27 protein-coding genes and 1 pseudogene are annotated in these 23,538 nt (G+C 52.8%); 22 read left to right on the top strand and 6 right to left on the bottom strand.

The window, feature by feature from the left end; translation table 11 throughout:
* Positions 1 to 245: 245 nt before the first annotated feature.
* A complete protein-coding gene (locus ACTG33_RS09555; RefSeq protein ID WP_439134982.1) occupies positions 246 to 722 on the top strand; it encodes an acyl-CoA thioesterase in 477 nt (158 codons plus the stop codon).
* Here the strand turns inward: ACTG33_RS09555 and ACTG33_RS09550 are convergent.
* The gene (locus tag ACTG33_RS09550) at positions 712 to 1,314 is read right to left on the bottom strand and encodes a TetR/AcrR family transcriptional regulator (RefSeq protein ID WP_439134981.1); all 603 of its coding nucleotides are present in this window, start codon (positions 1,312 to 1,314) and stop codon (positions 712 to 714) included. The two genes, ACTG33_RS09555 and ACTG33_RS09550, sit on opposite strands and share 11 nt — an antisense overlap.
* Positions 1,315 to 1,577: 263 nt before the next feature.
* Between ACTG33_RS09550 and smrA the strand changes: the two genes are divergently transcribed.
* Both smrA and ACTG33_RS09540 read left to right on the top strand, forming a co-directional pair.
* Positions 1,578 to 2,174, top strand: a complete 597-nt coding sequence (gene smrA / locus ACTG33_RS09545; RefSeq protein WP_439134980.1) for a DNA endonuclease SmrA — start codon at positions 1,578 to 1,580, stop codon at positions 2,172 to 2,174.
* Between the two features lie 177 nt (positions 2,175 to 2,351).
* On the top strand, positions 2,352 to 3,185 hold the full coding sequence (locus ACTG33_RS09540) for a mechanosensitive ion channel family protein (RefSeq protein WP_439134979.1): 834 nt from the start codon (positions 2,352 to 2,354) through the stop codon (positions 3,183 to 3,185).
* 85 nt (positions 3,186 to 3,270) lie between these two features.
* On the opposite strand, the gene ACTG33_RS09535 is transcribed toward ACTG33_RS09540, so the two are convergent.
* Both ACTG33_RS09535 and ACTG33_RS09530 read right to left on the bottom strand, forming a co-directional pair.
* On the bottom strand, positions 3,271 to 3,585 hold the full coding sequence (locus ACTG33_RS09535; RefSeq protein ID WP_439134978.1) for a DUF3301 domain-containing protein: 315 nt from the start codon (positions 3,583 to 3,585) through the stop codon (positions 3,271 to 3,273).
* A gap of 105 nt (positions 3,586 to 3,690) precedes the next feature.
* The gene (locus ACTG33_RS09530) at positions 3,691 to 4,608 is read right to left on the bottom strand and encodes a LysR family transcriptional regulator (RefSeq protein WP_439134977.1); all 918 of its coding nucleotides are present in this window, start codon (positions 4,606 to 4,608) and stop codon (positions 3,691 to 3,693) included.
* Positions 4,609 to 4,851: 243 nt separating this feature from the next.
* Between ACTG33_RS09530 and ACTG33_RS09525 the strand changes: the two genes are divergently transcribed.
* From ACTG33_RS09525 to maiA, 8 genes and pseudogenes are all read left to right on the top strand, one after another.
* The gene (locus ACTG33_RS09525) at positions 4,852 to 5,553 is read left to right on the top strand and encodes a CoA transferase subunit A (RefSeq protein ID WP_439134976.1); all 702 of its coding nucleotides are present in this window, start codon (positions 4,852 to 4,854) and stop codon (positions 5,551 to 5,553) included.
* A gap of 12 nt (positions 5,554 to 5,565) precedes the next feature.
* Complete coding sequence (locus tag ACTG33_RS09520) at positions 5,566 to 6,222, top strand: 3-oxoacid CoA-transferase subunit B (protein ID WP_439134975.1); 657 nt, start codon at positions 5,566 to 5,568, stop codon at positions 6,220 to 6,222.
* A 307-nt stretch (positions 6,223 to 6,529) separates the two neighbouring features.
* Positions 6,530 to 7,048: a mechanosensitive ion channel domain-containing protein gene (locus ACTG33_RS09515; protein WP_439134974.1), complete on the top strand. Its 519-nt coding sequence runs from the start codon at positions 6,530 to 6,532 to the stop codon at positions 7,046 to 7,048.
* A 38-nt stretch (positions 7,049 to 7,086) separates the two neighbouring features.
* A pseudogene (locus ACTG33_RS09510) lies at positions 7,087 to 7,452 on the top strand (ATP-dependent zinc protease family protein); the annotation flags it as partial.
* 126 nt (positions 7,453 to 7,578) lie between these two features.
* A complete protein-coding gene (rimK, locus tag ACTG33_RS09505) occupies positions 7,579 to 8,484 on the top strand; it encodes a 30S ribosomal protein S6--L-glutamate ligase (RefSeq protein ID WP_439134983.1) in 906 nt (301 codons plus the stop codon).
* A 267-nt stretch (positions 8,485 to 8,751) separates the two neighbouring features.
* Positions 8,752 to 10,077 (top strand): homogentisate 1,2-dioxygenase, encoded by a 1,326-nt coding sequence (gene hmgA / locus ACTG33_RS09500; RefSeq protein ID WP_439134973.1) that lies wholly within the window; start codon positions 8,752 to 8,754, stop codon positions 10,075 to 10,077.
* Between the two features lie 78 nt (positions 10,078 to 10,155).
* Positions 10,156 to 11,481 carry a fumarylacetoacetase gene (gene fahA / locus ACTG33_RS09495; protein WP_439134972.1) on the top strand — a complete coding sequence of 442 codons (1,326 nt, stop codon included), beginning with the start codon at positions 10,156 to 10,158 and terminating at the stop codon, positions 11,479 to 11,481.
* 53 nt (positions 11,482 to 11,534) lie between these two features.
* Entirely contained in the window at positions 11,535 to 12,170 is a 636-nt protein-coding gene (gene maiA, locus ACTG33_RS09490) for a maleylacetoacetate isomerase (protein WP_439134971.1), read from the top strand.
* 88 nt (positions 12,171 to 12,258) lie between these two features.
* On the opposite strand, the gene ACTG33_RS09485 is transcribed toward maiA, so the two are convergent.
* Complete coding sequence (locus tag ACTG33_RS09485; protein ID WP_439134970.1) at positions 12,259 to 12,672, bottom strand: hypothetical protein; 414 nt, start codon at positions 12,670 to 12,672, stop codon at positions 12,259 to 12,261.
* A gap of 359 nt (positions 12,673 to 13,031) precedes the next feature.
* On the opposite strand from ACTG33_RS09485, the gene ACTG33_RS09480 reads away from it, so the two are divergent.
* The 4 genes from ACTG33_RS09480 (at position 13,032) to ACTG33_RS09465 (ending at position 15,069) form a co-directional block, all read left to right on the top strand.
* Positions 13,032 to 13,211 carry a hypothetical protein gene (locus ACTG33_RS09480; RefSeq protein ID WP_439134969.1) on the top strand — a complete coding sequence of 60 codons (180 nt, stop codon included), beginning with the start codon at positions 13,032 to 13,034 and terminating at the stop codon, positions 13,209 to 13,211.
* 281 nt (positions 13,212 to 13,492) lie between these two features.
* On the top strand, positions 13,493 to 14,140 hold the full coding sequence (locus tag ACTG33_RS09475) for an MBL fold metallo-hydrolase (RefSeq protein ID WP_439134968.1): 648 nt from the start codon (positions 13,493 to 13,495) through the stop codon (positions 14,138 to 14,140).
* Positions 14,141 to 14,156: 16 nt separating this feature from the next.
* Positions 14,157 to 14,588 carry a PaaI family thioesterase gene (locus ACTG33_RS09470; RefSeq protein WP_439134967.1) on the top strand — a complete coding sequence of 144 codons (432 nt, stop codon included), beginning with the start codon at positions 14,157 to 14,159 and terminating at the stop codon, positions 14,586 to 14,588.
* Positions 14,589 to 14,628: 40 nt separating this feature from the next.
* The gene (locus ACTG33_RS09465) at positions 14,629 to 15,069 is read left to right on the top strand and encodes a YtoQ family protein (protein ID WP_439134966.1); all 441 of its coding nucleotides are present in this window, start codon (positions 14,629 to 14,631) and stop codon (positions 15,067 to 15,069) included.
* Between the two features lie 32 nt (positions 15,070 to 15,101).
* Here the strand turns inward: ACTG33_RS09465 and ACTG33_RS09460 are convergent, their stop codons facing one another.
* A complete protein-coding gene (locus ACTG33_RS09460; protein WP_439134965.1) occupies positions 15,102 to 15,344 on the bottom strand; it encodes a hypothetical protein in 243 nt (80 codons plus the stop codon).
* Positions 15,345 to 15,533: 189 nt separating this feature from the next.
* Here ACTG33_RS09460 and pdsR point away from each other — a divergent pair, with 189 nt between their 5' ends.
* From pdsR to ACTG33_RS09430, 6 genes are all read left to right on the top strand, one after another.
* Complete coding sequence (gene pdsR / locus ACTG33_RS09455) at positions 15,534 to 16,241, top strand: proteobacterial dedicated sortase system response regulator (RefSeq protein ID WP_439134964.1); 708 nt, start codon at positions 15,534 to 15,536, stop codon at positions 16,239 to 16,241.
* A gap of 46 nt (positions 16,242 to 16,287) precedes the next feature.
* Positions 16,288 to 18,429 carry an ATP-binding protein gene (locus ACTG33_RS09450; protein WP_439134963.1) on the top strand — a complete coding sequence of 714 codons (2,142 nt, stop codon included), beginning with the start codon at positions 16,288 to 16,290 and terminating at the stop codon, positions 18,427 to 18,429.
* Positions 18,430 to 18,492: 63 nt separating this feature from the next.
* Entirely contained in the window at positions 18,493 to 19,245 is a 753-nt protein-coding gene (locus tag ACTG33_RS09445) for an SIMPL domain-containing protein (RefSeq protein WP_439134962.1), read from the top strand.
* Positions 19,246 to 19,288: 43 nt separating this feature from the next.
* Complete coding sequence (locus ACTG33_RS09440) at positions 19,289 to 20,134, top strand: crotonase/enoyl-CoA hydratase family protein (protein ID WP_439134961.1); 846 nt, start codon at positions 19,289 to 19,291, stop codon at positions 20,132 to 20,134.
* 251 nt (positions 20,135 to 20,385) lie between these two features.
* The gene (locus ACTG33_RS09435) at positions 20,386 to 21,048 is read left to right on the top strand and encodes a class I SAM-dependent methyltransferase (protein WP_439134960.1); all 663 of its coding nucleotides are present in this window, start codon (positions 20,386 to 20,388) and stop codon (positions 21,046 to 21,048) included.
* Positions 21,049 to 21,109: 61 nt separating this feature from the next.
* Positions 21,110 to 22,393 carry a hypothetical protein gene (locus tag ACTG33_RS09430; protein WP_439134959.1) on the top strand — a complete coding sequence of 428 codons (1,284 nt, stop codon included), beginning with the start codon at positions 21,110 to 21,112 and terminating at the stop codon, positions 22,391 to 22,393.
* Between the two features lie 3 nt (positions 22,394 to 22,396).
* Here the strand turns inward: ACTG33_RS09430 and ACTG33_RS09425 are convergent, their stop codons facing one another.
* Positions 22,397 to 22,879 carry a gamma-glutamylcyclotransferase family protein gene (locus ACTG33_RS09425; protein ID WP_439134958.1) on the bottom strand — a complete coding sequence of 161 codons (483 nt, stop codon included), beginning with the start codon at positions 22,877 to 22,879 and terminating at the stop codon, positions 22,397 to 22,399.
* A 285-nt stretch (positions 22,880 to 23,164) separates the two neighbouring features.
* Here ACTG33_RS09425 and ACTG33_RS09420 point away from each other — a divergent pair.
* Positions 23,165 to 23,538, top strand: a 374-nt coding sequence (locus ACTG33_RS09420; RefSeq protein WP_439134957.1) for a POTRA domain-containing protein, incomplete at its 3' end; no start/stop codon positions are given.

Below are 23,538 nucleotides of genomic sequence, written 5' to 3'. Positions count from 1 at the left end.
CCCTGAGCTACTTGATGTTATTTCACACGCTGGGTGATAACGCTTTGAGCACTGCCATTGCTATAGTCATTGCCTTCTCGGTAAGAGCGGCGGCCTTGGTGTGGGATTTGCGTCTGCCTAAGTTTTCTAAATACTAAGTTTTCTAAATACTAGGGCCTGGGTTGAGTTACGCAGATTGTCTTGGATGGAAGTAGAACCGAACCGGGCAGGAGAGCCCGTGTCGGTCAGTAGGAGAGGTAAAATTTATGGGTTCACAACAGGTTTCGGGAAGTGAGGGTTGGGACAACATTGAGTGGGATTATCCAACCCCCTTTTTACTGGATGTGGCTGTGTCAGATCAGGATATCGATGGCTTGCAGCATGTGAACAACGCCGTCTATGTGAGCTGGTGTCAGGATGCTGGCTGGGCGCATTCACAGGCACTGAATATTGGTCTGAAAGACTATCAGGAGTTGGATCGCGCCATGGCGATTCGCCGTAGCGAGTTTGATTACCTGCAAGCGGCTTATCTCGGTGACGAATTGAAAGTCGCTACCTGGCTGACGGGCAATGACAACAAGCTGTCCATGGAGCGCCGTTTTCAACTGGTGCGAGCCAGTGACGGGGCAACGCTACTGCGGGCTCGCTGGGATCTGGTGTGCATCGAGATCAGCAGTGGTCGTCCCAAACGCATGCCAGCACTGTTCAAGGACGTCTACGGCGAGGTCGTGATCAGCCCGTAATGAGCGGCTGGATCAGCCGGTTCAGGCGTTCGCACTCGGCGGGGATGTCATCCACGGGTGACTGAAATAATTTGCGGATGATGTACTGGGTGAAGGCACCTTGTAAGGCGTCGTGCAGATCGAATGCTGCAACGTCCTTGCGAATGCAGCCCTGCTTTTGACCTTCGTACAGAAGCTCTTCAAGCAGTTTGACCAGATAGCGATCACTGAACACCGGGTCCGTGATGCGCTGCCGCGCGGGAATGGTGAGGAAAACGATTTCAGCCAGCTCTCGATGGCTCAGGTAAAAGCTCACAAAGGTGGTGACAAAAATGTTCAGCTTTTCCCGCGCATTGCCGGCAGAGTTCTCCACTCCGGCCTGAATGCTGTGTTCCAGCTCGGCCAGCTCCGGTGTGATGCAGGCAAAAATCAGCGAGTCCTTGTTGCCAAAGTATTTATAGATCGTCTGCGGGCCGACACCGGCCTGCTTGGCGATATCGCGAATGCCCACCTTGTGGAACAACCCCTGAGAAAACAGCTCAATCACGGTGGAGCGTAGCAGCTCCAGTGTTTCGGGGCTGATATTGCGACGATCTTGCTTGGTAGTAGACATGAAGGCTCTGCTGATGAATGAACGGCAAATATAGCTGAGTGAATGCTTACCTTCAATTGCGCTGGTTCTCAGAATAGATCTTGAATGGCAGCTCTTGTTTTGCATGTTCGTTCTAAGGGGTTAGGCGACGAAGGCAAGGGTATGAAAACCGGGCGGGTGGCATATAATGTTCAATCAAATTGGTTGTCCGGAGTCGCAGGCGTGTACTCGATGGTGATGCCGGTGGTTGTGGAAGACGTGACGTTACCGTGGAGGGAAAGACAATGTCGGATCAGGATACAGATGAGCTGAAAGCCTTTCAAAATGCCATGGGTGACGTCAAACCGATTAAGCAGACCAGTCGGGTGACCCTCGCGCAGACGACTCCCGGCAGTGATCGGATCAATGTGTTGGCTCGCCGCGAAGCCGCGACGGCACGGGCACCGGAAACTCTGAATGAATTGTCCGGGGAATTCGTCGAACCGGTAGACCCTAATGCCATCTTAAGTTTTCAGCGCCCCGGTGTTCAGCACGGGGTGTTCCGCAATTTGCGACTGGGGAAATACGCCATTGAGGCCCGCCTGGATCTGCACCGCCACAGTGTTGAAGAGGCGCGTCAGGCGGTGTTTCGTTTTGTTCGTGATTGTCTGCAGCATGACATTCGCTGCGCGCTGATCACCCACGGAAAAGGTGAGGGACGCAAGCAGCCCGCGGTTCTGAAAAGCTGCATGAGTCACTGGTTACCACAACTGCCCGAGGTGCTGGCTTTCCACTCTGCGCAGAAGCAGCACGGAGCTTCCGGTGCGACCTATATCCTGATTCGCAAGAGTGAGCGCAAGCGTCAGGACAATCTGGAGCGACATCAAAAGCGCCGTTTGTGAAGCTGACTTAGACTAAAAACCTTTCAAAATGACCCGAATAGCAGAATTCTGCGTAGACTTATGCGCAGATGTGCTATTTTTACTTCTACTTGTAACGCAGAAATCTAATACTCGGCTACGGTGTTGGGGCTCGATTCTTTTCGCGAGTTTATCGGCCAGGCCATTTAAGGAGCAATTATGGAATTTAATGTAGAAGAGCTGATGGAAGCCATTCCTGAGCTGATCATGATTTATGGCCTGAAAGTGTTGATGGCCATCGTCGTGTATGTGGTTGGTAAGTGGATTGCCGGTATGCTGGCATCGGCGTTTGAGCGCGGCATGACTGCCAAAAATGTCGACCCAACGGTTGCGCACTTTACTCGGAACATTGTGTATTACGCTTTGTTCGCGGTAGTGATTATTGCCGCTCTGGGACAGTTAGGGGTGCAAACCGCTTCCTTTGTCGCCATTGTCGGTGCGGCGGGTCTGGCCATTGGTTTTGCGCTGCAGGGATCTCTGGCGAACTTCGCTGCCGGGGTGCTGTTGATCTTGTTCCGCCCTATTAAAGTAGGTGACTACGTCGAAGCCGGGGGTGCTGCGGGCGTGGTGAAGGAAATTTCCATTTTTACCACGATCCTGACGACGCCGGACAACAAGGTGGTCATCATTGCCAACAATCAGGTGATGTCCAACAATATTACCAACTACTCCACCATGTCGACTCGTCGTGTGGATCTTCTTGTGGGCATTAGCTACGGATCCGACATTAAGTTGGCCAAGCAAATCATGCAGGAAATCGCGGATAACGACAGCCGTGTGTTAAAAGACCCTGCGGTGCAGATTGCGGTGAAAGAGTTGGCCGATTCTTCCGTCAATTTTGTCTTCCGTTCCTGGGTGAACAGCGCCGATTACTGGGATGTGTTCTTTGAGTTTACCGAGCAGGTGAAACTGAAATTTGACGAGCAGGGTATTGAGATCCCATTCCCGCAAATGGATGTGCATTTCGATAAGTCGGAGGACAAAGCTGCTTAACCGCGGCACAGCCCTTAACAGCAAAAGCCCCTGAGCGTTGCCGTTCAGGGGCTTTTTTGTAAGCTGACAAAGTTGATAGCAGGAGTCAGTGGATTCTGTGCGGTTCCAGTTCCACGTCATAAAGACGTTTCCCCATCATTGTCATCTCGCCGCGGTAGCGGTAATCGCCGGTGGCGGTGAATTCAAATTCGTAGCGACGGGCAATGGAAAAGTTGCCGCGCTTGTCTCGTTTCGGACGTAGACTCAGCAGAGAGACGGTATCGTCCAGCAGCTGAACGTCCATGTGTTCGCAGTGTTGCTTGGCCAGGGCGATGGCTCGGTCGCGAAACCCGGCGTTTTGCCAGATCAGCAGGCAAACCAGACCTACCGCGAAGGCAGTCATCAAATCGTAAATGGTCATGTGGTGATGTTTCTCGTTCTCTGGACTTTTCTCGGAGTCGTCAGGTGGCTGTTTGGTCGTCTGAATCCGTCACTATACCTTAGTTGACCGTGATTCGGGGTGGTGTCAGTCGTCAGTCTCGCCCGCAGGCGGATTCGAAAAAGCATTCTGCAAAACCTCCATCATTGCCTGAGAGGCGGCGGATAGGGGGTAGCGACGGCGGGTCAAAATACCTACCTGACGCATCAGACCAGCACCGCGAAGCGGGCGGCAGCAGGCACCGACTTCCTGCATTTGCTGTTCACACAGTGCCGGTACGATACTGACTCCCAGACCACTGGCAACCATTCTTCCAACGGTAATCAGCTGGTGCGCCTCGTACGCAGGCGCGAAGGGCAGCTGCAACTCTGACATCAATTCACCAATAAGCTGTCGCACTTGCGAGGGGGATTGCAGGGTAATCAGGTCTTCATGAGCCAGATCGCCGATGTCGACACCGGTTGCTGGAGAGAGGGGATGCCCGGGCGACAGTACGGCCACAAAGCGATCTTCAAACAGTGGGGTAAAGATCAGGTCGTCCTGAGCCTCAGGGTCAAAGCTGATCCCCAGTTCGGCGCGTCCGGTACGCACCATGCGAACCACCTCTTCGGCGATCACATCGTGCAGTGCCACGCGAATATGGGGGTGCTGTTGTTTGAAGGTGGCGAGGCCTGTGGGCAGTAAATTCGCCGCAAAGGAAGGCATGGCAGCCAGGGTGATGCGTCCCGTGCGAAGGGCGAAGCGGTTTTCCAGATCTTCGAGAGCGTCGTCCCAGTCTCCGAGCAGACGCTTGGCGGTGGGGAGGAAGTCTTCACCTTCGGGGGTAAGGGCAAAGGTGCGGGTGGTGCGGGTCAGCAATTGCCCGCCCACGGACTCTTCCAGAGTCTTGATGGCGATACTGAGCGCCGGTTGCGAGAGGTGAATTTGGGCGGCGGCCTCGGCGAAGCTGTTGGAGCGGGCCACGGCGACAAAGGCGCGGATTTGTTTGAGGGTGGCATTGCTCACAGGGTTCTTACTCCGTTATTTCAGGATATTATTTTAAAAATTATATCAATTCTTTGTATTTTTTCATTTGATAAATATAAGGCGATCTTCCAATCTAGGCAAGACGGTGCTTTTCCGTGGCTTTCCGTGACTATCCGCTTACCAGCGAAAGTGATCGCGAGTTGCCATACTCACAGCACACGATAAAAGAGATTTAACGAGTTCACCGCCAGGGTGAGCCGTATCAACTGGAGGAGTTCAACCATGTCGGGTTTTGACAAGGTGGTAAACAGTTACGAAGAAGCGATGGAAGGTCTGCAAGACGACATGACCATCATCGCCGGGGGCTTTGGCCTCTGTGGTATCCCGGAAAATCTGATTGGCGAGATCAAGCGCAGAGGTGTTCACGGTCTGACCATCGTCTCCAATAACTGCGGTGTGGATGGTTTTGGACTGGGTGTGCTGCTGGAAGATCGACAGGTCAAGAAGATGGTTTCGTCCTACGTCGGCGAAAACAAATTGTTTATGGATCAGTTGCTGGCCGGTGAGCTGGAGGTGGAATTGACGCCTCAGGGGACTCTGGCTGAGAAGATGCGCGCCGGCGGTGCGGGTATTCCTGCGTTCTACACGGCCACCGGTTACGGTACCCCGGTGGGCGAAGGCAAGGAAGTGAAAGAATTTAACGGTCGCAACTACATTCTCGAAGAATCTGTCACCGGTGACTTTGCCATTGTCAAAGCCTGGAAGGCCGATCGCTACGGCAACCTGATGTATCGCCACACGGCGCAGAACTTCAATCCGATGGCCGCAACCGCGGGCAAAATCACCGTGGTGGAAGTGGAAGAGATTGTCGAACCGGGCGAGCTGGATCCCACCCAGATCCATACGCCGGGTATCTACGTGGATCGCCTGATTAAGGGCACCTTCGAAAAACGCATTGAACAGCGTACTGTTCGCGAAGCTTAAGGAGAGTCGATTATGTCATTATCTCGTGAACAACTGGCCATGCGAGTGGCCCGCGAACTTCAGGATGGTTTCTACGTCAATCTGGGCATTGGTATTCCCACTCTGGTGGCAAACTATGTGCCCAAGGGCATGGATGTGATGCTGCAGTCGGAGAACGGTCTGCTGGGCATGGGGCCTTTCCCGACCGAGGCCGAAGTGGATGCGGATATGATTAACGCCGGTAAGCAAACGGTGACCACCATTCCGGGATCCTCAATCTTTTCCTCGGCAGAATCCTTCGCCATGATCCGCGGTGGCCATGTGGACCTGACCGTACTGGGCGCCTTTGAAGTGGATGTGATGGGCAATATCGCCTCGTACATGATTCCGGGCAAGCTCATCAAAGGCATGGGCGGCGCGATGGATTTGGTGGCGGGAGCCGACAACATCATTGTCACCATGACCCACGCCTCCAAAAACGGTGAGTCCAAGTTGTTGCCGCAGTGCACGCTGCCGCTGACCGGTGCTGGCTGTATTAACAAGGTGGTGACGGATCTGGCCTATGTGGAAATTGCCGACGGCAAGTTCTGGCTGAAAGAGCGTGCGCCGGGCGTGTCAGTGGATGAGATCGTCAAATTGACCGCTGGCGAACTGGTCGTGCCAGAGGTTGTGCCGGAAATGGAGTTTTAGTCGCCTTCGAGTTTTAGTCGATTTTAAGTTTGGGTTGAGTTGACAGTGATGTCAGCCTTTCTGTGCAGGGAGCTTCGGCTCCCTCTTTTTTTGCTCCTCTTTTTTCCCGTCTTTTGGCTTCACGGTTTTGTTTTGGTGGGTGTGCTGTTTTTGGACCTGGGCTTTTACGGTCGAAACCTTGCAAAATTGTCGCGCCAGGTAGAGGGTGGTCGTATACTCCGCCCTGTATGACTTAAGTGTCACAAAAACATTTGCCTGAAATAGTTGGCGGAAAAATTAGCAGGAACCAAAAGGGAGCAGAGGGTTAATGAAGTATTTGATCGTCGCGGCGTTGCTGGTGGCTTATCTGGTCAGTCTGAATTTTGTATCACGCGCCATTGGCAATTTTGGTCGCAGCAAGTCGGTCAATCTCTATCGTATTGAATACATTCGCAAAACGGCGAAGATGGGGCTGACGACCTTCTTTGTGATTATCCTGTTTCTGTTGCTGGGTATTCAGTACTCCCAGCTGTCTGTTTTTCTCTCGTCCGTATTTGCGGTTATCGGTGTGGCTCTGTTTGCCCAGTGGTCCATTATTAGCAATATGACTGCCAGCCTGATTATCTTTTTCTTTTTCCCTTACCGAGTGGGCGATCAGGTGCGAGTTGTGGATAAGGACGATGATATTTCCGGCTGTATTCAGGAAATTTCACTGTTTCATGTGTTGATTCGTCGCGATGGTGAGTTAATCACCTACCCTAATAATTTGATCCTGCAAAAAGCAGTGATCAAAAACCCCAAGCCCCGGGTAGAAATCCCGGTTACCGACGTAAATGCTGAGGATTAGCGCCAGACGCAATCCAGCCTGTTTTTAAGGAGAACACATTGGCAGGATCAACTGCAAAACGAATTATTGGCAGCGAAGAGTGGTGTTCGTTTCCGGAGCTGGGTATTCCTGCCATCAAGGCGCGGGTGGATTCCGGCGCGAAAACCTCTTCCATCCACGCTTTTAATATTCAGACATTCCGCCGCAGTGGCGTGCTCTGGGTGAGTTTTGAGGTGCACCCGATTCAGAGCAATCGCCATATTGTGATTCGCTGTGAGCGTCCGGTGATTGACCGCCGCACGGTGAAAAGCTCCAGTGGTGATGCTGAAACGCGCTATGTGGTTTCAGCGCCGATGAAAATGGGGGATCAGATCTGGGATGTAGAGTTGACGCTGTCCAATCGTGACTCCATGGGCTTCAGGATGTTGCTGGGGCGTGAAGCCATGATGGATCGGCTGATTGTCGATCCGTCTGAGGTGTGCACTCAGGGGGAGGTCACAGATGCCGAGATCAATACGTTTTACGGAACCCGTCAATCGAAAAAAAGCGGTCTGAAGATCGCTCTGCTGGCCAGCAACGAAATGCTCTACAGCAACCAGCGCCTGCTGGAAGCCGGCGAAGAGCGCGGCCACGACATGGAGTTCCTGAACATTACCCAGTGCTATATGAAACTGGATGCTGTGGAGCCAGAAGCGCATTATCGTGGTGGCGCATTGCTCAACGATTTGGATGCGGTGATCACTCGAATCAAGCCCCGGGTGACCTTTTACGGCACGGCCCTGGCGCGCCAGTTTGAGAGTATGGGGGTGTATACCACCAACAGTTCTGCAGCCATTACCCAATCTCGGGATAAGTTGTTCTCGCTGCAGTTGATGTTGAAAAGCGGTATCAATATTCCCACCACCGGTTTTGCCAATTCGCCGATGGACACCAATGAACTGATTGATATGGTCGGCGGTGCGCCTCTGATCGTGAAACTCCTGGAAGGCACCCAGGGACGCGGTGTGGTGCTGGCAGAAACGCGCAAAGCGGCAGAGAGCGTGATCAACGCTTTTAAAACCCTGCAGGCCAATTTGCTGGTGCAGAAATTTATTAAAGAAGCCGATGGTAAGGATCTGCGCTGTTTCGTCATTGGTGGCAAGGTGGTGGCGTCTATCGAGCGCAAGGCGGCTCCCGGCGAGTTTCGGGCAAATCTGCATCAGGGTGGCTCAGCTGCGGTGGTCAAAATTACCGCTGAAGAACGTGCTCTGGCGATCAAGGCGGCGAAGATTCTGGGACTGCAAGTGGCCGGTGTGGATATCATCCGCTCTTCTGCAGGACCGTTGTTGCTGGAAGTGAACTCTTCACCGGGCTTGGAAGGTATCGAGTCGGCCACAGGCAAAGACATTGCCGGGATGATTATTTCCTCCATCGAGAAGAAGCTTAACTGGAAGCGGGAGCTGCACGTGGAGGAGTGAGGGCTTTTCCTGGCTCACACGCACTGAATGTCAGTGGATTTGGAGATGGCTCTCACGTCAAAAGCGGAGAGCCATTTTTGTATCTGCAGGTTATGGGTGCTGTTTGAATGGGGCTGAGTGCCGGAGTTTGTGAGTACCGGAGTTGACTTCTATACTGCTATAAACGCTTATGCGTTGCACACGTCTTCGGTGTATGTTCTGGCTTAAGTTCGACATCAGTCTCAGCTTGCCGTTGTAAGTGTGGCGCTATCAGGAGGTACTGTCGCAATGGCACATCCTCAGTCACTGCGTTATTTGTCCGGGTTTGGTAACGAACACGAGAGCGAAGCGCTGCAGGGTGCGTTGCCTGTGGGGCGTTTTAGCCCTCAGAAAGTGGCTTATGGCCTCTACGCAGAGCAGTTCAGCAGTACCGCGTTCACCATGCCGCGGCATAAAAATCGTCGTACCTGGTTGTATCGTATTCGCCCTTCGGTTGTGCAGGGGCGCCATCAGTTAATTGATCGAAGAAAAATCCGAACCGCGCCGGATAGCAGACAGTGCATACCAGCGGATGTGTTTCGCTGGAACGCGTTGCCGATTCCACAATCGCAGCAGGATTTTATCGATGGCTGGGTCACGATGGCCACCAATGGCGATGTCCATACGCAAAGAGGCATGGGCGTGCATGTGTACTGCGCTAACCGGGATATGGAGGCGCGCTACTTTTGCAACGCCGATGGCGAATTGCTGATTGTTCCGCAGCAGGGCGCATTATGGGTCAAGACCGAAATGGGCATCCTGCATGCGGTGCCGGGGGACATTCTGGTGATTCCCAAAGGGGTTAAGTTCACAGTAGCCTTGCCGGACAAGCTCGCCCGCGGCTATATCTGTGAAAACTACGGTGAACCTCTGCAATTGCCGGAACGAGGGCCGGTGGGAGCCAACGGTTTTGCCAACGAGCGCGACTTTCTGTATCCGGTGGCCTGGTACGAAGACAGAGAAGAGCCGCTCACACTGATTACCAAGTTTGCCGGCCATTTGTATGAAGCAAATTTGGATCACTCTCCGCTGGATGTGGTGGCCTGGGTCGGTAACTCGGCCCCTTATAAATACGACCTGGGTCGTTTTAATGTCATGGGCAGCGTCAGTTACGACCACCCCGATCCCTCTATTTTTACGGTGTTAACCTCTCTGTCAGATATTCCCGGTACAGCTAATGTGGACTTTGTGATTTTTCCGCCGCGCTGGACGGTGGCGGAAGATACTTTTCGTCCTCCGTGGTTTCATCGCAATGTGATGAGCGAGTGTATGGGGTTGATTTACGGAGTCTACGACGCAAAAACCACCGGTTTTGAGCCGGGCGGACTGAGTTTGCACAATGGCATGTCGGCGCACGGCCCTGAGGCTGACGTTTTTAATAAAGCGTCCAGAGAGGATCTCGAGCCCCGGCGCCAGGATAACAGCCTGGCGTTTATGTTTGAGTCCCGTTACGTTCTGGCTCCCACGGAGTTTGCCTTGAGCTGCGCTGAGCGGCAATCAGATTACGAGGCGTGTTGGTCGGGCCTGAAAAAACAGTTTCAAGCTCCGTCTGACAAAACGTCCAGAGATAAATAAGTCATCACGGATTACCTGGTCTTAATGAGCTATGTGTGGATGACCACTTTTATTTAAGCCTGCAAGGGAGAATGAACAATGCTGAACGAAACCCACGATCCGTCATTGACCAGTTGGGTGGCATCAGCCAATCAGGCTGATAGTGATTTTCCCATTCAGAACCTGCCGTTTGCAGTTTTTAGAATGGCGGACAGCGATGAATACTTTCGCGGCGGTGTCGCGATTGGCGATCAGGTGTTGGACTTGGCCGCTGTGGCGAGTATTGGTTTGTTTAAAGGTCTTGCTCAGGATGCGCTGAACGCCTGCACTCATGAGGAGCTGAATGAGTTTATGGCCATGGGTAAAGACGCCTGGTCGGCTTTGCGTCTGGCGCTCTCCCGTTCATTGCGCAATGGTGCAGCGGAAGAGCCGGTGTTGGAGTCCTGTCTTGTTGCGCAGGCAGACGTTGAATTTAAAGTTCCCTGCCTGATTCACGACTTCACCGATTTCTATGCGTCTGTCTATCATGCCGAGGCGGTAGGGGCCTTGTTTCGTCCCGATAATCCGCTACTGCCCAATTACAAATGGGTGCCGGTGGGTTATCACGGTCGGGCATCCAGTATTGGAGTGTCGGGGCAGATGTTTCCCCGGCCGATGGGGCAGATCAAATCACCGGATTCGGATGCACCGGGCTTTGGCCCCTGCGAGCGACTGGATTATGAAGTGGAAGTGGGGGTCTATGTGGGCGTGGGGAATGAGTTGGGGCAGTCGATCAGTATGGAAGAGGCCGAAGACTATATCTTTGGTCTGTCGCTGTTAAACGACTGGTCGGCGCGGGATATTCAGGCCTGGGAGTACCAGCCACTGGGACCGTTTCTGGCAAAGAGTTTTGCCTCGACGGTTTCCCCCTGGATTATTACCAGTGAAGCCCTGTTGCCATTTCGCGCCGAGTTTTCCCGACCGGAAGGCGATCCCCAGCCTCTGCCGTATCTCGCGTCGGAAGCTAATTCGGTCACAGGCTCGTTTGATGTCACGCTGAACTGCTTTGTGAGAACCGCAGGGAGTGATCGGGATAATCAGGTATCGTCTTCCAACTTTAAGCACTCCTATTGGACGGTTGCACAGATGATCACCCATCACACGGTGAACGGTTGTAATTTGCAGCCGGGAGACCTACTGGGCAGCGGTACGCAGTCAGGGCCGGAACCGCAAGAAGCGGGTTCGTTACTGGAGCTGACACAAGGTGGAAAAGTACCGGTTGAGTTGGCGAATGGTGAGCAGAGGCGTTTTCTTGAAGATGGGGACAGTGTCATTATGCGCGGTTACTGCGAACGTGAAGGGTTCCGGCGATTGGGTTTTGGCGAGGTAGTCAGTACCGTGTTACCCGCCGGCTCGTTTAATAAGCACAACGGGTCGATTCACTAGTGTTAACAGACCCTAAGTTAATCGTGAGTTCTGAAGTAAAGCAGAGGTAAGCAATGGAGTTGTATGGCTACTATCGTTCTTCCGCCGCCTATCGGGTGCGGATTGCGTTAAACCTAAAACGGCTTACTTATGAGCAGGTGGCCATCAATTTACTGCAAAACGAGCAGCAGTCGGAAGTCTATCGGCTCATTAATCCGCAGGGCCTGGTGCCCAGCCTAAAGACGGATGACGACAACATTTTGACCCAGTCACCGGCGATTCTGGAATGGTTAGAAGAGTCGTATCCCGAGCCTCCGTTACTGCCGCAAAACGCTCTGGATAAAGCCAAAGTGCGCAGTTGGTGTTTCCAGGTGGCCTGCGATATTCATCCGATATGCAATTTACGGATTCTGAATTATGTAAAGGACAACTTAAATGCCGGAGAGGAGGGCAAAACGGCCTGGTTGCATCACTGGATGAGTGAGGGATTTCGTGCGCTGGAATTACAGTTGAAAACTGAGCGGGGCGTTTACTGCTTTGGGGATTGGGTGACGCTGGCGGATGTGTATTTAATTCCGCAGGTCTTTAATGCTTTGAGGTTTGGCGTGGATATGGAGGCGTATCCAAGGATTATGTCAATTTATCAGGCGTGTAATGAGTTGGCTGCCTTTGAACGGGCTCAGCCTGAAAGAAACAAACCAGCCTCTTAAGTGATTAAAAGGCTGGTTTGTTGGCGAAAAAATGCTGGGTAAGATACTGCCCAGTCTCTCATTTGAGACTAAACAGTCACCCGTTTTATTACTGCATTTCTTCTTCGGCTTCTTCCATGGTGTCTTCCATGGCATCGCCAGCGTCTTCAGTCGCATCTTCAACTTCATCGGCAGCGTCTTCCATGGAGTCTTCGGCATCGTCAGCCATTTCGTCCATTTTATCACCTGCATCATCGGCCATGTCTTCAGAAGAATCCATAGCGTCGTCGATGGCATCACCTGCGTCATCGGCCATGTCTTCGGCAGAATCCATAGCGTCGTCCATGGCGGCTTCGGCATCGTCAGCCATTTCAGAAGCTTTATCAGATGCGTTGTCCATCATTTCATGGGCGCTTTCTTTTGCGTGCTCCATGGTGTCCTCAGCCGGTGCTTTTTCGTCGCTGCAAGCTGCCAGTACACCGCTCAGAACCATAACGGAAAGGGTAGTCTTCAACATGTTCATAGATTTTTCCTTTTTCTTGAATGTTAAGCGTAAGTGATTTTGTTTTAATTATAGTGGTGATCAGATATTCGTCATGACCCGGCGCTGCCTGGCGTATTACTTACCAGCTTACTGCCCAGCTAAATACGGTGGATAGCGCCCGGATTTATATGACACTCGAGATATGACTCTCTCGCTCTGAATTCAGACCGCTAGCTTATAACGGTTAACCAGAGTCTACGCGCCTTTTATGCGGATAGGAAGTACCCCTTCCCAGGATGCCAATCGAAACGGGGCATGGTTCTCATCCCTTTTATCTTGGTCAGGTTTGCGTAAACTGGGATTGTAATGAATCCAGCCAACCATCGGACAGATCAATTATGGTGCTATTAAAAATACTTGGAATCCTGTTTCTGGCTCTGATTATCATCATTCCTTTGGTGGATCGTTTCGGCAAGAAACAATCTGACGAGGAGGTCAGTAAAATCAGCCGCTGGATTTTACCGCTGGTTATGTTGCTGGCGGTGTTGCAGCTGGTGCTTTACATGGTAGGGAGTTAATCACATGGTGGCGGGAATCAGGCTTTTGGTCCCTCAAAGATGATTCTTTATGCTTTAAATGTTGTTTTGCATCCTTCAATTCTGGATCTGCCTCTCTTAACCACGGGAATTAAGGCAGTAATAGCCCACTAACTGGCGGTTGTTGCCATGGGGGTGGATATGTTGACTGTGGTATTCTGGCGTCTGTGATTTGGTCTGTGCCAAGGTCAAAGGCTCTCGGTCGACAGCCTGGCAGAGCCTGCGAAAGCATTCTGATAAGTCAAAGATGAAAAGAGGCACGTATGAAGTTTCAGGTGATTCCTGTTACCCCCTATCAGCAAAATTGCACCCTGATGTGGTGTGAGGAAACCAAAAAGGCCGCTGTTGTTGATCCCGGCGGCGATCTGGATCGCATCGAGCAGGCTGTGGCTCAACATGGCCTGGAACTGGAAAAAATCCTGGTGACTCATGCCCATCTGGATCATGTGGGCGGTGTGGCGACTCTGGCTAAGAAGCTGAGCCTGCCGATTGAAGGGCCCCACAAAGAGGATAAATTCTGGATTGATATGCTCCCTGAGCAGTCGCAGATGATGGGGTTCCCGCCTGCGGAGGTGTTTGAGCCAAATCGCTGGCTGGAGGGCGGAGATGAAATTCGCGTGGGCAATGAGACGATAGAAGTTCGCTTCTGCCCCGGACACACCCCGGGGCATGTCATTTTATTCCACCGTCCCAGTCAGCTGGCGATTGTGGGGGATGTGCTGTTTCAGGGATCGATTGGCCGTACGGATTTCCCTCGGGGCGATTACGATACGCTGATCGAGTCTATTCGCACTCAGCTGTGGCCTCTCGGAGATGGCGTACAATTTATTCCCGGACACGGCCCCATGTCGACTTTTGGCCATGAGCGTCAAACCAACCCGTTCGTCGCTGACAAAAACCTGAAACAGTAGTGTCGAGACTTAAAGCATGAGTGAAAGCATTTGGTTTGTAACTCCCACCGTGGAAGATTTGAATAGTCTGAATGATAAAACCATTCACGGGCCCTTAGGCATTAAGTTCACCGAGGTGGGGCCGGATTATATTCGCGCGACCTTGCCGGCCCGCCCAGAAACCTTTCAGCCCATGGGACTGATTCACGGCGGCGCCAATGTGGTGCTGGCCGAATCTCTGGGTAGTGTCGGCGCCAACATGGTGATTGATCGCAGCAAGTATTATTGCGTCGGACAAGAGGTTAACGCCAACCATATCCGTGGTGTTCGGGAAGGTGTCGTTACCGGCACCGGGCGTTTATTGCATGCTGGTCGCACCTCCCAGATATGGGAGATCAAAATTGAAAACGAGGCGGGCAAGCTGACCTGTGTGTCTCGCCTGACGATGGCGGTTATTCCCCATAACTGATCCGATATCAAACAAGTCACGAATAAACGAAGGAGTCCTTATGAGCTGGACTGTGTATCTTTCCGGTGAAATTCACACCGATTGGCGCGAACAGATTGAACAGGGTATTAAAGAGGCCGGGTTGGATGTGGTGTTTACCTCTGCGGTGACCCATCATGAAGCCAGCGATGCCGCCGGTGATCATTTGATGGATAATGACAACAGCTTCTGGCGCGATCACCAGTCATCCAAAGTTAATTTAATTCGCACCAAAACCCTGATCGAAAAAGCCGACCTGGTGGTTGTGCGTTTTGGCGATAAGTACAAACAGTGGAACGCCGCCTTCGATGCCGGCTATTGCGCTGCACTGGGCAAGCCTTACATTACTCTGCACGACGAGAGCATCATTCACCCGTTGAAGGAAGTGGACGCACAGGCTATGGCGTGGGCTAAAACTCCAGCGCAGGTGGTGGAAACCCTCAAATACGTGATTGCGGCCTGATTATTCCTTACTATTCGGCTACGTCTACGGCTTTACGCTCTTTGCGGCTGTAGGTTTCTTGCCGTTTTATGCGTCTCTGGAGTGGCTGTTTGCTGCAGGGAGGCATCCCTGCTGTACTCGGCGAAAAACACCAGACCTGCCAAAATTATCAACACGATGATCAGACTCCGTACCATGATGGCCCAGCGTGGAGTGCTTTTGCGCCCACTCAATGAATAGTTGTACTGCTCTTTCAAAATGCGATGTCTGGGGATGCGGGGCTGGCCAAAGCACATATTAGTCTCCGTTAGTAAGTCGTTGTTTGCTCGGTCTTCGGCACTCATTAAACGCCGTCAATATGGCGCTGAGCCTCGACAATAGGGCGCGGTGATGAACAAATGTGATCAATTGTGGCATCCCGGTGCGAGTCGCCGAATTTTCGGTACAATGACGCTTCTGAATACGTCTGGATTGGAAACTGACCTATGGCTCGCAAAATTGCCATCGTTGAAGACGAGCTCGCCATCGCGGAAAATTATCGCGATGCCCTCACCCGTCAGGGCTATGAAGTGGCTCTGTATGCCGAACGACTGCCTGCTTTGGAAGCCTTCCGACAGGCTTTGCCGGATCTGGCTATCATCGATGTCGGTTTGGGTGAAGAAATCGAAGGCGGTTTTGATCTGTGCCGCGAATTGCGAGCCATGGCGCCCGAGCTGCCGATTATTTTTCTGACCGCCCGTGACAGCGAATTCGATGTGGTATCGGGCCTGCGCCTCGGTGCGGATGATTATCTGACCAAAGACATCAGTCAGCCGCACATGTTGGCGCGGATTGTCGCCCTGTTCCGGCGGGTGGATGCCTTGCGGCAGCCCGTTGCACAGGCCCAGGAAGACGTTCTGGAGCGAGGACCTTTATTGCTCAATATGGATCGGATGTCGGCGCACTGGCAGGGGCAGCGAGTGGATTTGACCGTGACTGAACTCTGGGTCGTACACTGTCTCGCGAGACATCCAGGACACGTAAAAAATCGTCAGCAGCTGATGGATGCCGCCAATGTCGTGCTCGACGATAACACCATTACTTCCCATGTGAAGCGTATCCGCAAGAAGTTCCAGCGTGTTGCACCGGAGTTTGCTGCCATTGAAACCGCTTATGGCATGGGCTATCGGTGGTTAATGACGGACGGTGATTGATGACGAACGTGGCTGAGGGCTGACTGACACATGGGTAAGCGTTGATATGCGATTACGCCGCCAGCTGGTGCTGGTCAGTCTGCTGACCCTGAGTCTGCCCTGGGCAGGCTGCCAGTATATTCAGGAAATGGAAAGTGCCCTGCGACAGGGGCAGGTGGTGGCGTTGAGCGCGACGGCTCAGGCGGTCGCCAATCGTATCGCCAGTGAACCTGAGTTGTTGGCAAGTGTCAGTGGCGAGCGCTGGTGGGAAGATCCGGATGAACAGCTGTATGTCCATCGGATTACGGCACCGATGCAGCTCGACGGCTATGACGATGACTGGCGAGCTCTGGCGATCACGCCGCGATATTTTTCGGCTGAAGCAGAGGTTGGCGAAACCTTGCCGACAGCGACTCCTGCCGAATCCCCGGTGAATGTGTCTTTACGTCTGGCCCGCAAAGGCAATGCCCTGTTGTTATTTGCCAATGTTCAGGACGCCCATATCCAGTATCACAACCCCAGCATTGGTCAGCTGGCGAGTGGTGATCATCTGCGTTTGCGAACCCGGTTGCCTAACGGTGAGCGTCGCGACTACGTCATTCGCAGTGGTGCCCCGGGCGATACTCTGACTTTCTATCGGGACAATCATCAACGTATCCGTCAGGAGCACCGCATTGTGGGGCAATGGCAGGAGCATGCTCAGGGCTTTCAGATGGAAGTTCAGCTGCCCGTCAGTCTGATTGGCGAGCAGCTCGGGGTGGCGTTGGTGAACGCGCGCTCGACGCCTCTACAGCCCCAGTGGATAGGCAATATCGAAGCCGATTCAGAGCCTCCCTACTGGAGTGGTCAGAGTTCGGCTCTGACCCGTGCGGTATCTGTCTTTACCCGCGATGATCTGCGGTTGCGGGTGGTGAGTGCCAATCAGTGGTTGCTGGCCGATGCCGGTTCGTTACAGCCAGAGGTCTCCTACGATCCGTCTGCCCCGGAACAGAATTCGGATCGCGAGGATGAGCAGCACGGCCTGATTCGCTGGTTGTATCGTGTCGCACTGGGGGGGGAATACCTTCCGCCGATGGGGAGTTATCGCGCTACGGGACATTTCTCTTCCGCCGAAATTATTCGCGCACAGCAGGGTGTGAACGCTCAGGGATGGTATCAGTGGGGTTCACAGCGTGTGGGACGGGCGGCGGTGCCGATAGTCGCCCCTGGCGGGCAGATTGAAGCGGTGGTGGTTGCTGAGCAAAGCAGCGACAAGATGCTGGCCCTGACCAACTCGGCGTTTAACAGACTGTTTTTCTATACCTTGCTGGCCACTGCGATCACTGGATTGGGGCTGTTGTCCTACGCCAGTTGGTTATCGTTTCGAATCCGTCGATTAAGCCGCGCAGCGGAGAGCGCCATTGATGACAGTGGTCGGATTCGGGACAGCTTTCCACAATCGCGCGCCGCAGACGAGGTAGGCGATCTGACCCGCAGTTACGGTGACCTGTTGAGCCGTTTGCGCGAATACACCGAGTATCTGAGAACTCTGTCAGGCAAGCTGTCCCATGAGTTGCGTACGCCCTTGGCGGTGGTGCGCTCTTCGCTGGACAATCTGGAGCACGAAGCCTTATCCGAGCCCGCCCGTCGATTTTCACAACGTGCGCAGGACGGCAGCGCTCGTTTATCCAATATACTGAACGCCATGAGTTCGGCTAACCGGGTGGAAGAGAGCATCCGCCACGCAGACTTTGAAAATTTCTCACTGTCCTCGCTGGTAACCAGTCTTGGGGTTGCCTATAACGATATGACGCCAGACAAATCCGTCAGTGTCAGTGTTGAGCCCGCTGCGGAAAATGCCACTCTCTACGGTTCACCGGATTTGCTGGTGCAGATGATGGATAAGCTGGTGGAAAACGCCATTGATTTCTGTCCGGTTGACGGTCGCATTGTGTTGCAATTGACGGCGACCGATCGTGACTGGGTGCTGTCCATTGGCAATGATGGACCACTGTTGCCAGAGCGTATGCAGGGGCAGTTATTCGACTCGCTGGTTTCTCTGCGGCCTCCGGAGCACAGTCAGGACACCACCCATTTGGGGCTTGGGTTGCACATTGTTCGGTTGATCGTGGAGTTTCATGAAGGACACGTTATTGCCCGCAACCGCAGTGATTTGTCCGGTGTTGAATTTGAAATCTACCTCCCCAAGCGAGTGCATCGGGAACGATAATATCATCGCCAGGTGTTTTGCCTGTCGGACAACGAAAAAAACCTATGAGTAAAGGAGAAGGGTATGAGTAACAATCATCAGGACACTCCTCACAATGCACGTTCCACAAGTCCCTGGAGTGGCATCTTTCTGGGGGTGTTTGTGTGTGTCGGGCTGTCGGTGCTGGGTTATCTTTTGGCCAGCGCTGCCATCGAGTACAAGCTGTATGAGCGAACGGTCACCGTGAAAGGTTTGTCCGAGAGGGAGTACTCTGCCGATATCGTTATCTGGCCAATACAGTTTAATGTCGCCAGCAACAATTTGGGCGAATTGTATAAAACCATTGATCAACAGTCAGACAATATTAGAACTTTTCTGGAGACCAACGGTATCAAATCCGATGAGATCTCCATGGATCTTCCATCGATTACTGACAAATCCGCTCAACAGTATAGCGGCGGCAATCGGGCTGAATTTCGCTACACTGCAACGCAAACTCTGACAGTTTATTCCAAGCACATTGACGAGACACGGACAGTGATGTCTCAGCTCTCACAGCTGGGAAAACAGGGCATTGTGTTTATGGGCAACAGCTATGGTGTTCAGACAGAGTATCTGTTTACCCGGCTAAATGAAGTCAAACCGGAGATGATTGAAGAGGCCACACGCAAGGCCAGAGAAGTGGCAGAAAAGTTTGCGGCAGATTCGGACAGTTCGCTGGGGAAAATCAAACGAGCTTCTCAAGGGCAGTTTAGCATCAGTGCCCGAGATAAAAATAATCCACATATCAAACGTGTTCGGGTCGTATCGACCGTCGAGTATTATTTGTCCGATTAATCGCGCTTGATCAAATTTGCAGACATCCCCCTGAGGTGAATTTATGACTGAAGCAGATGTGACCGAATCAGAATTGGTATCCGTCAGTATCCACAATCACGTGGCAGATGTGCGATTGAATCGCGCGGATAAAATGAACGCGCTCAGCATGCCGATGTTTGAGGCCATCAACGAGACGGGTAAACGTCTGGCGAAAGATAAAAATGTTCGCGCGGTGGTGTTGTCCGGAGAGGGGAGAGCCTTTTGTGCAGGGCTGGATCTCGCTAACTTTGCCGATCCGGATGTGTTTGCCGATCCTTTTGGTCCCGGGCGGGGAGGTTTTTCACCCAATTTTTATCAATTGCCGGGTTATGTCTGGAAAACGATGCCGGTACCGGTCATCTGCGCTCTACACGGTGTAGCCTATGGCGGTGGATTACAGATCGCGCTGGGCGCCGATATTCGTATTGCGCATCCGGAGACTAAATTGTCTGTGATGGAAATTAAGTGGGGGCTGATTCCCGATATGTCAGCTTCTCAAACCTTGAGGGATCTGGTGCGTTTGGATGTAGCGAAAGAGCTGACCTATTCCGGACGGGTTGTCGGTGGGGAAGAAGCACAAAAATTGGGCTTGGTGACGTCTCTCAGCGAGACGCCCAGGGAAGCGGCCATGTCGATGGCGACAGACATTGCACGCCGCAATCCGAATGCCGTCTCCTACGCTAAATATCTGTTTGATCATTCGTGGCACGGTGATGAAATGGACGGTCTGCGCACAGAGGAAAAGCTGCAGGCCCGAGTTTTGAAAAGCCCGAATCAGATCGAAGCGGTCATGTCCGAAATGGAAAAACGCGAGGGCAACTTTTCGGAGCGGGAATTCACTTTGTTTGACGAAATTGACCTTACCTAAGACCGTGGTAGTTGATTGTTGGCCGTGCTCTCTGGGCGTTGTGACTTGTCCTAAGCAGTAGCTGATTTGTCTTAAGCGGTAGTTTATTTGTCTTAAACGGTAGCTGATTTGTCGTTGACCGGTCATGAATAGGCTGATGAGGTTATTGCGGGTAGTTTTTCCGAAAACGGCGTATAGTGGGACTCCTGCGTGGCGAACCGGTTCCGGTTTTGGCTTGTTGCGTGTTTCTTACACCTTGAGTCATCCCGCTTATGTCCCTGCTCGAATACCGTGTCAGTTACCAAACCCTCGAATTTAACGATCTTGATATTCACCTGCGTACCTTAAAAGACCGTAACCAGTTTTCGGATCCTCTGGGCGAGGCTGAATCTATGGGTATCTCTTCTGCCCAGTGGTCATTGTTTGGCGTGGTGTGGGACTCCAGCCTGGTGCTGGCTCATGAAATGGCGGCCTACGCCATTGAGGGAAAACGCATTTTGGAAGTGGGCTGCGGGATTGCGCTTTCCAGTCTTGTGCTCAATGCGCGCCATGCGGATATCACCGCAACTGACTACCACCCCGAAGCGGGCAGTTTCCTGGCGGATAACGTCAGGCTGAACAATGGCCGGAGAATCCCTTTTTTGCGCACCGGCTGGGCTGACCTTCATAACGGCCTGGGGGTGTTCGACGTGATTATTGGCAGCGACTTGCTTTATGAACGCAACCATATTGAACTGTTGTCAGAGTTTATTCACCGTCACGCCAGTCCGGACTGTGAGGTGGTTATTGTGGATCCGGGCCGCGGCAATAACGCAGCGTTTAGCAAGAAAATGATTCATTTGGGGTACGGTCATACCCAGGAGCAGCCCGAGACTGGAGCGTATCTGAGCAAGCCTTTTAAAGGCCGGGTTCTTCGTTATTCCCGGTTGGGATGATGTGAAACCCGTTAGACTTGGCTATGCTGTGCCTCATTGAATGTCAGTTTGAGGTGACGGTGTGAAGTGTTTGGTGGATGTCCGGTCGATATGGGTCTTGTTCTGGTTGCTGTCTTCAGTTGTGTTGTCATCCTATGTCATCGCTGACGACGCCTCTGGTAATGACGCCTCTGATACAGACACTTTTGAGATTAACTACTTTGAGATCAACTACGATGTCACGGTCGAGCCGGAAACGGGTCTCGCTCATGTGGTGATTAAGCTCAGTGGGGATGACTTGCCCTCTCAGCTGAAGTTGCGATTGTCCGATGATCGCTACAAAAACCTTAACAGCGAGCAGTCGCTGGAGATCAAAGGCGAGCGGGCTATATGGAAACCGAAGGCTCCCGAATCGTCACTGAGCTATGACTTTGTCATCGACGAGAAAAAAGGCAAGGATCGATACGATTCCAAAATCACTGATCGCTGGGCCATTCTTCGCAGCGACAAACTGATTCCGCCGATTGCGGCAACCCTGCCCAAAAGCTTGTCGTCGAACGCATCACTTGAGTTTCACCTGCCATCAGACTGGTCGTCCGCGGCACCCTACGACATTATCGATTCCCATCACTATGCGCTTATCGATCCCGGCAGACGTTTTATTCGTCCTAAAGGCTGGTTGATTCTGGGGGAAATCAGCAGTCGCCAGGATACGTTTGTCGATACGAATGTGAGAGTTGCTGCGCCCCGAGGTCAGAATGTCCGTTTACAGGATTCGCTGGCGTTTCTGGGCTGGACGCTTCCGACCATCAAAGCGGTATTTCCGGGGTTCCCTTCGCGGTTATTGATTGTCAGTGCGGGTGAGCCCATGTGGCGCGGTGGTCTATCGGGTTCGTTTTCTCTGTTTATGCACGCCGATCGACCTCTGATCAGCGGCAATCGCACCAGCAGTCTGATTCATGAAATGATACACGTAGGCACCGGGATACGGGGCACCCGCTACAGTGACTGGATTGTGGAGGGGATTGCGGAGTATTACGCGGTGGAAATTCTGCGTCGCACAGGCGCTATCAGTGAGCGGCGTTTTCAGGGGACGATGGAGGAACTGGCCGAGTGGGGTAAAGAATCCGGCAACTTGCTGACCGGTGACTCCAGTGGCGCGACCACCGCCAGAGCCGCGGTGCTGATGCATCAGGTGGATCTTGAAATTCGCCAGGCCACGGACAATGACGCCAGCCTGGATGATGTTGCCAGGGGGCTGGCTGAACAGCGTGGCACGGTGACCGTCGATGGCTTTATCAATCTCGCGGAGAAAATAGCAGGGACAAAATTGAAGACGCTAGCAGTGGTGTCCAACAAAGAGTAAAGATTAGGTTCTCAGAGACTGCAGTTCCTGCCAGACCGCATCGGCATCGTGAATCGACATCTTGCCCCAGCAGCGCTGCATATATTGGCGACACATCTCCACGAAGGTCTCCCGTTCGTGGCGCTGCCAGTGATCAAAGCACCAGGGGGCCGTCAGCGGCAGCTCTTCGCTGCTGGCCTGGTTGTAGTGAGCGATCAGTGTGCTGCCGTCAGCCACTACTACTTCCAGACTGCCCATCCCGTATTCATCCCCTTCGTAAAAGGTCATCCGCTCCAGGGCTTCTGCGTTGGGGTTGAGTAAAACCTCCCCTTGAGCCTGTCCGCCAGCGTGAGAGACCAGTACCGGGAAGGTTTCGCCAGGATAGGTGAGCGTCTGGTAGCCGTGAGCCACCGCGGACACTATCTGCCCGGAATCGATGGAGTCTGCAAAAACGTGACTCCGGACTTCGGGGTCCATCAAGGAGCCATAAAGAAAGATTGCCTGCACGTGGATTACCCGAAGTTGTTGAATTGCGGACGCGGGATTATAAGGAACTTCGGCAGGAAAGGAATGACAAATAAAGCATCAGGGAGAAAACGTGATACTTTTGCCCCTCGTGTGGCGAGAATGCCCAGAGGCCAATGGCCACTGATTAAGTGACTCAAAGGCCTTGGTGTCTATAATGCCTCTGAGGCTGAGCCTTGTACGTCGAGTATTGCAGGCTGTTGCATATTGCAGGCTGTCGCATATTGCAGACGACGGCTCTATCGCAGTAAACCCAGGAAGGAATACATGTTTCGCCCCCTATTTGTGCTATCTCTTTTGCTGTGTGCTTCATTGGCACAGGCCAAGCTGGAAGTGAACGTGGAACCCTCCAATAAGGCCGTTGAAAAGAATATTGAGGCGTTTCTGGGCGAGCTGGATACCGACAATCTGGCTGAGCTAAAACAACTCTACAAGCACGCCGATCAACAGGCGACTCAGGCCGCTCAGGCACTGGGCTATTACCGGTCACGCAATCACATCCGTATTGGCGGCACAGACAAAAAGCCGGTGCTTAACGTGGATGTCGACTTGGGCCCACCGGTCACTCTGAATAAGGTTAATATCGAAATTCTCGGAGCCGGCAAGGGAACCGAGGCATTTTTGTTACCGGCGGTGACTGA

Origin of the sequence: Pseudomaricurvus sp., from assembly GCF_965662505.1 — a bacterium.
Lineage (GTDB): Bacteria > Pseudomonadota > Gammaproteobacteria > Pseudomonadales > Cellvibrionaceae > Pseudomaricurvus.
This window is presented reverse-complemented; position numbering and strand designations above follow the sequence as displayed.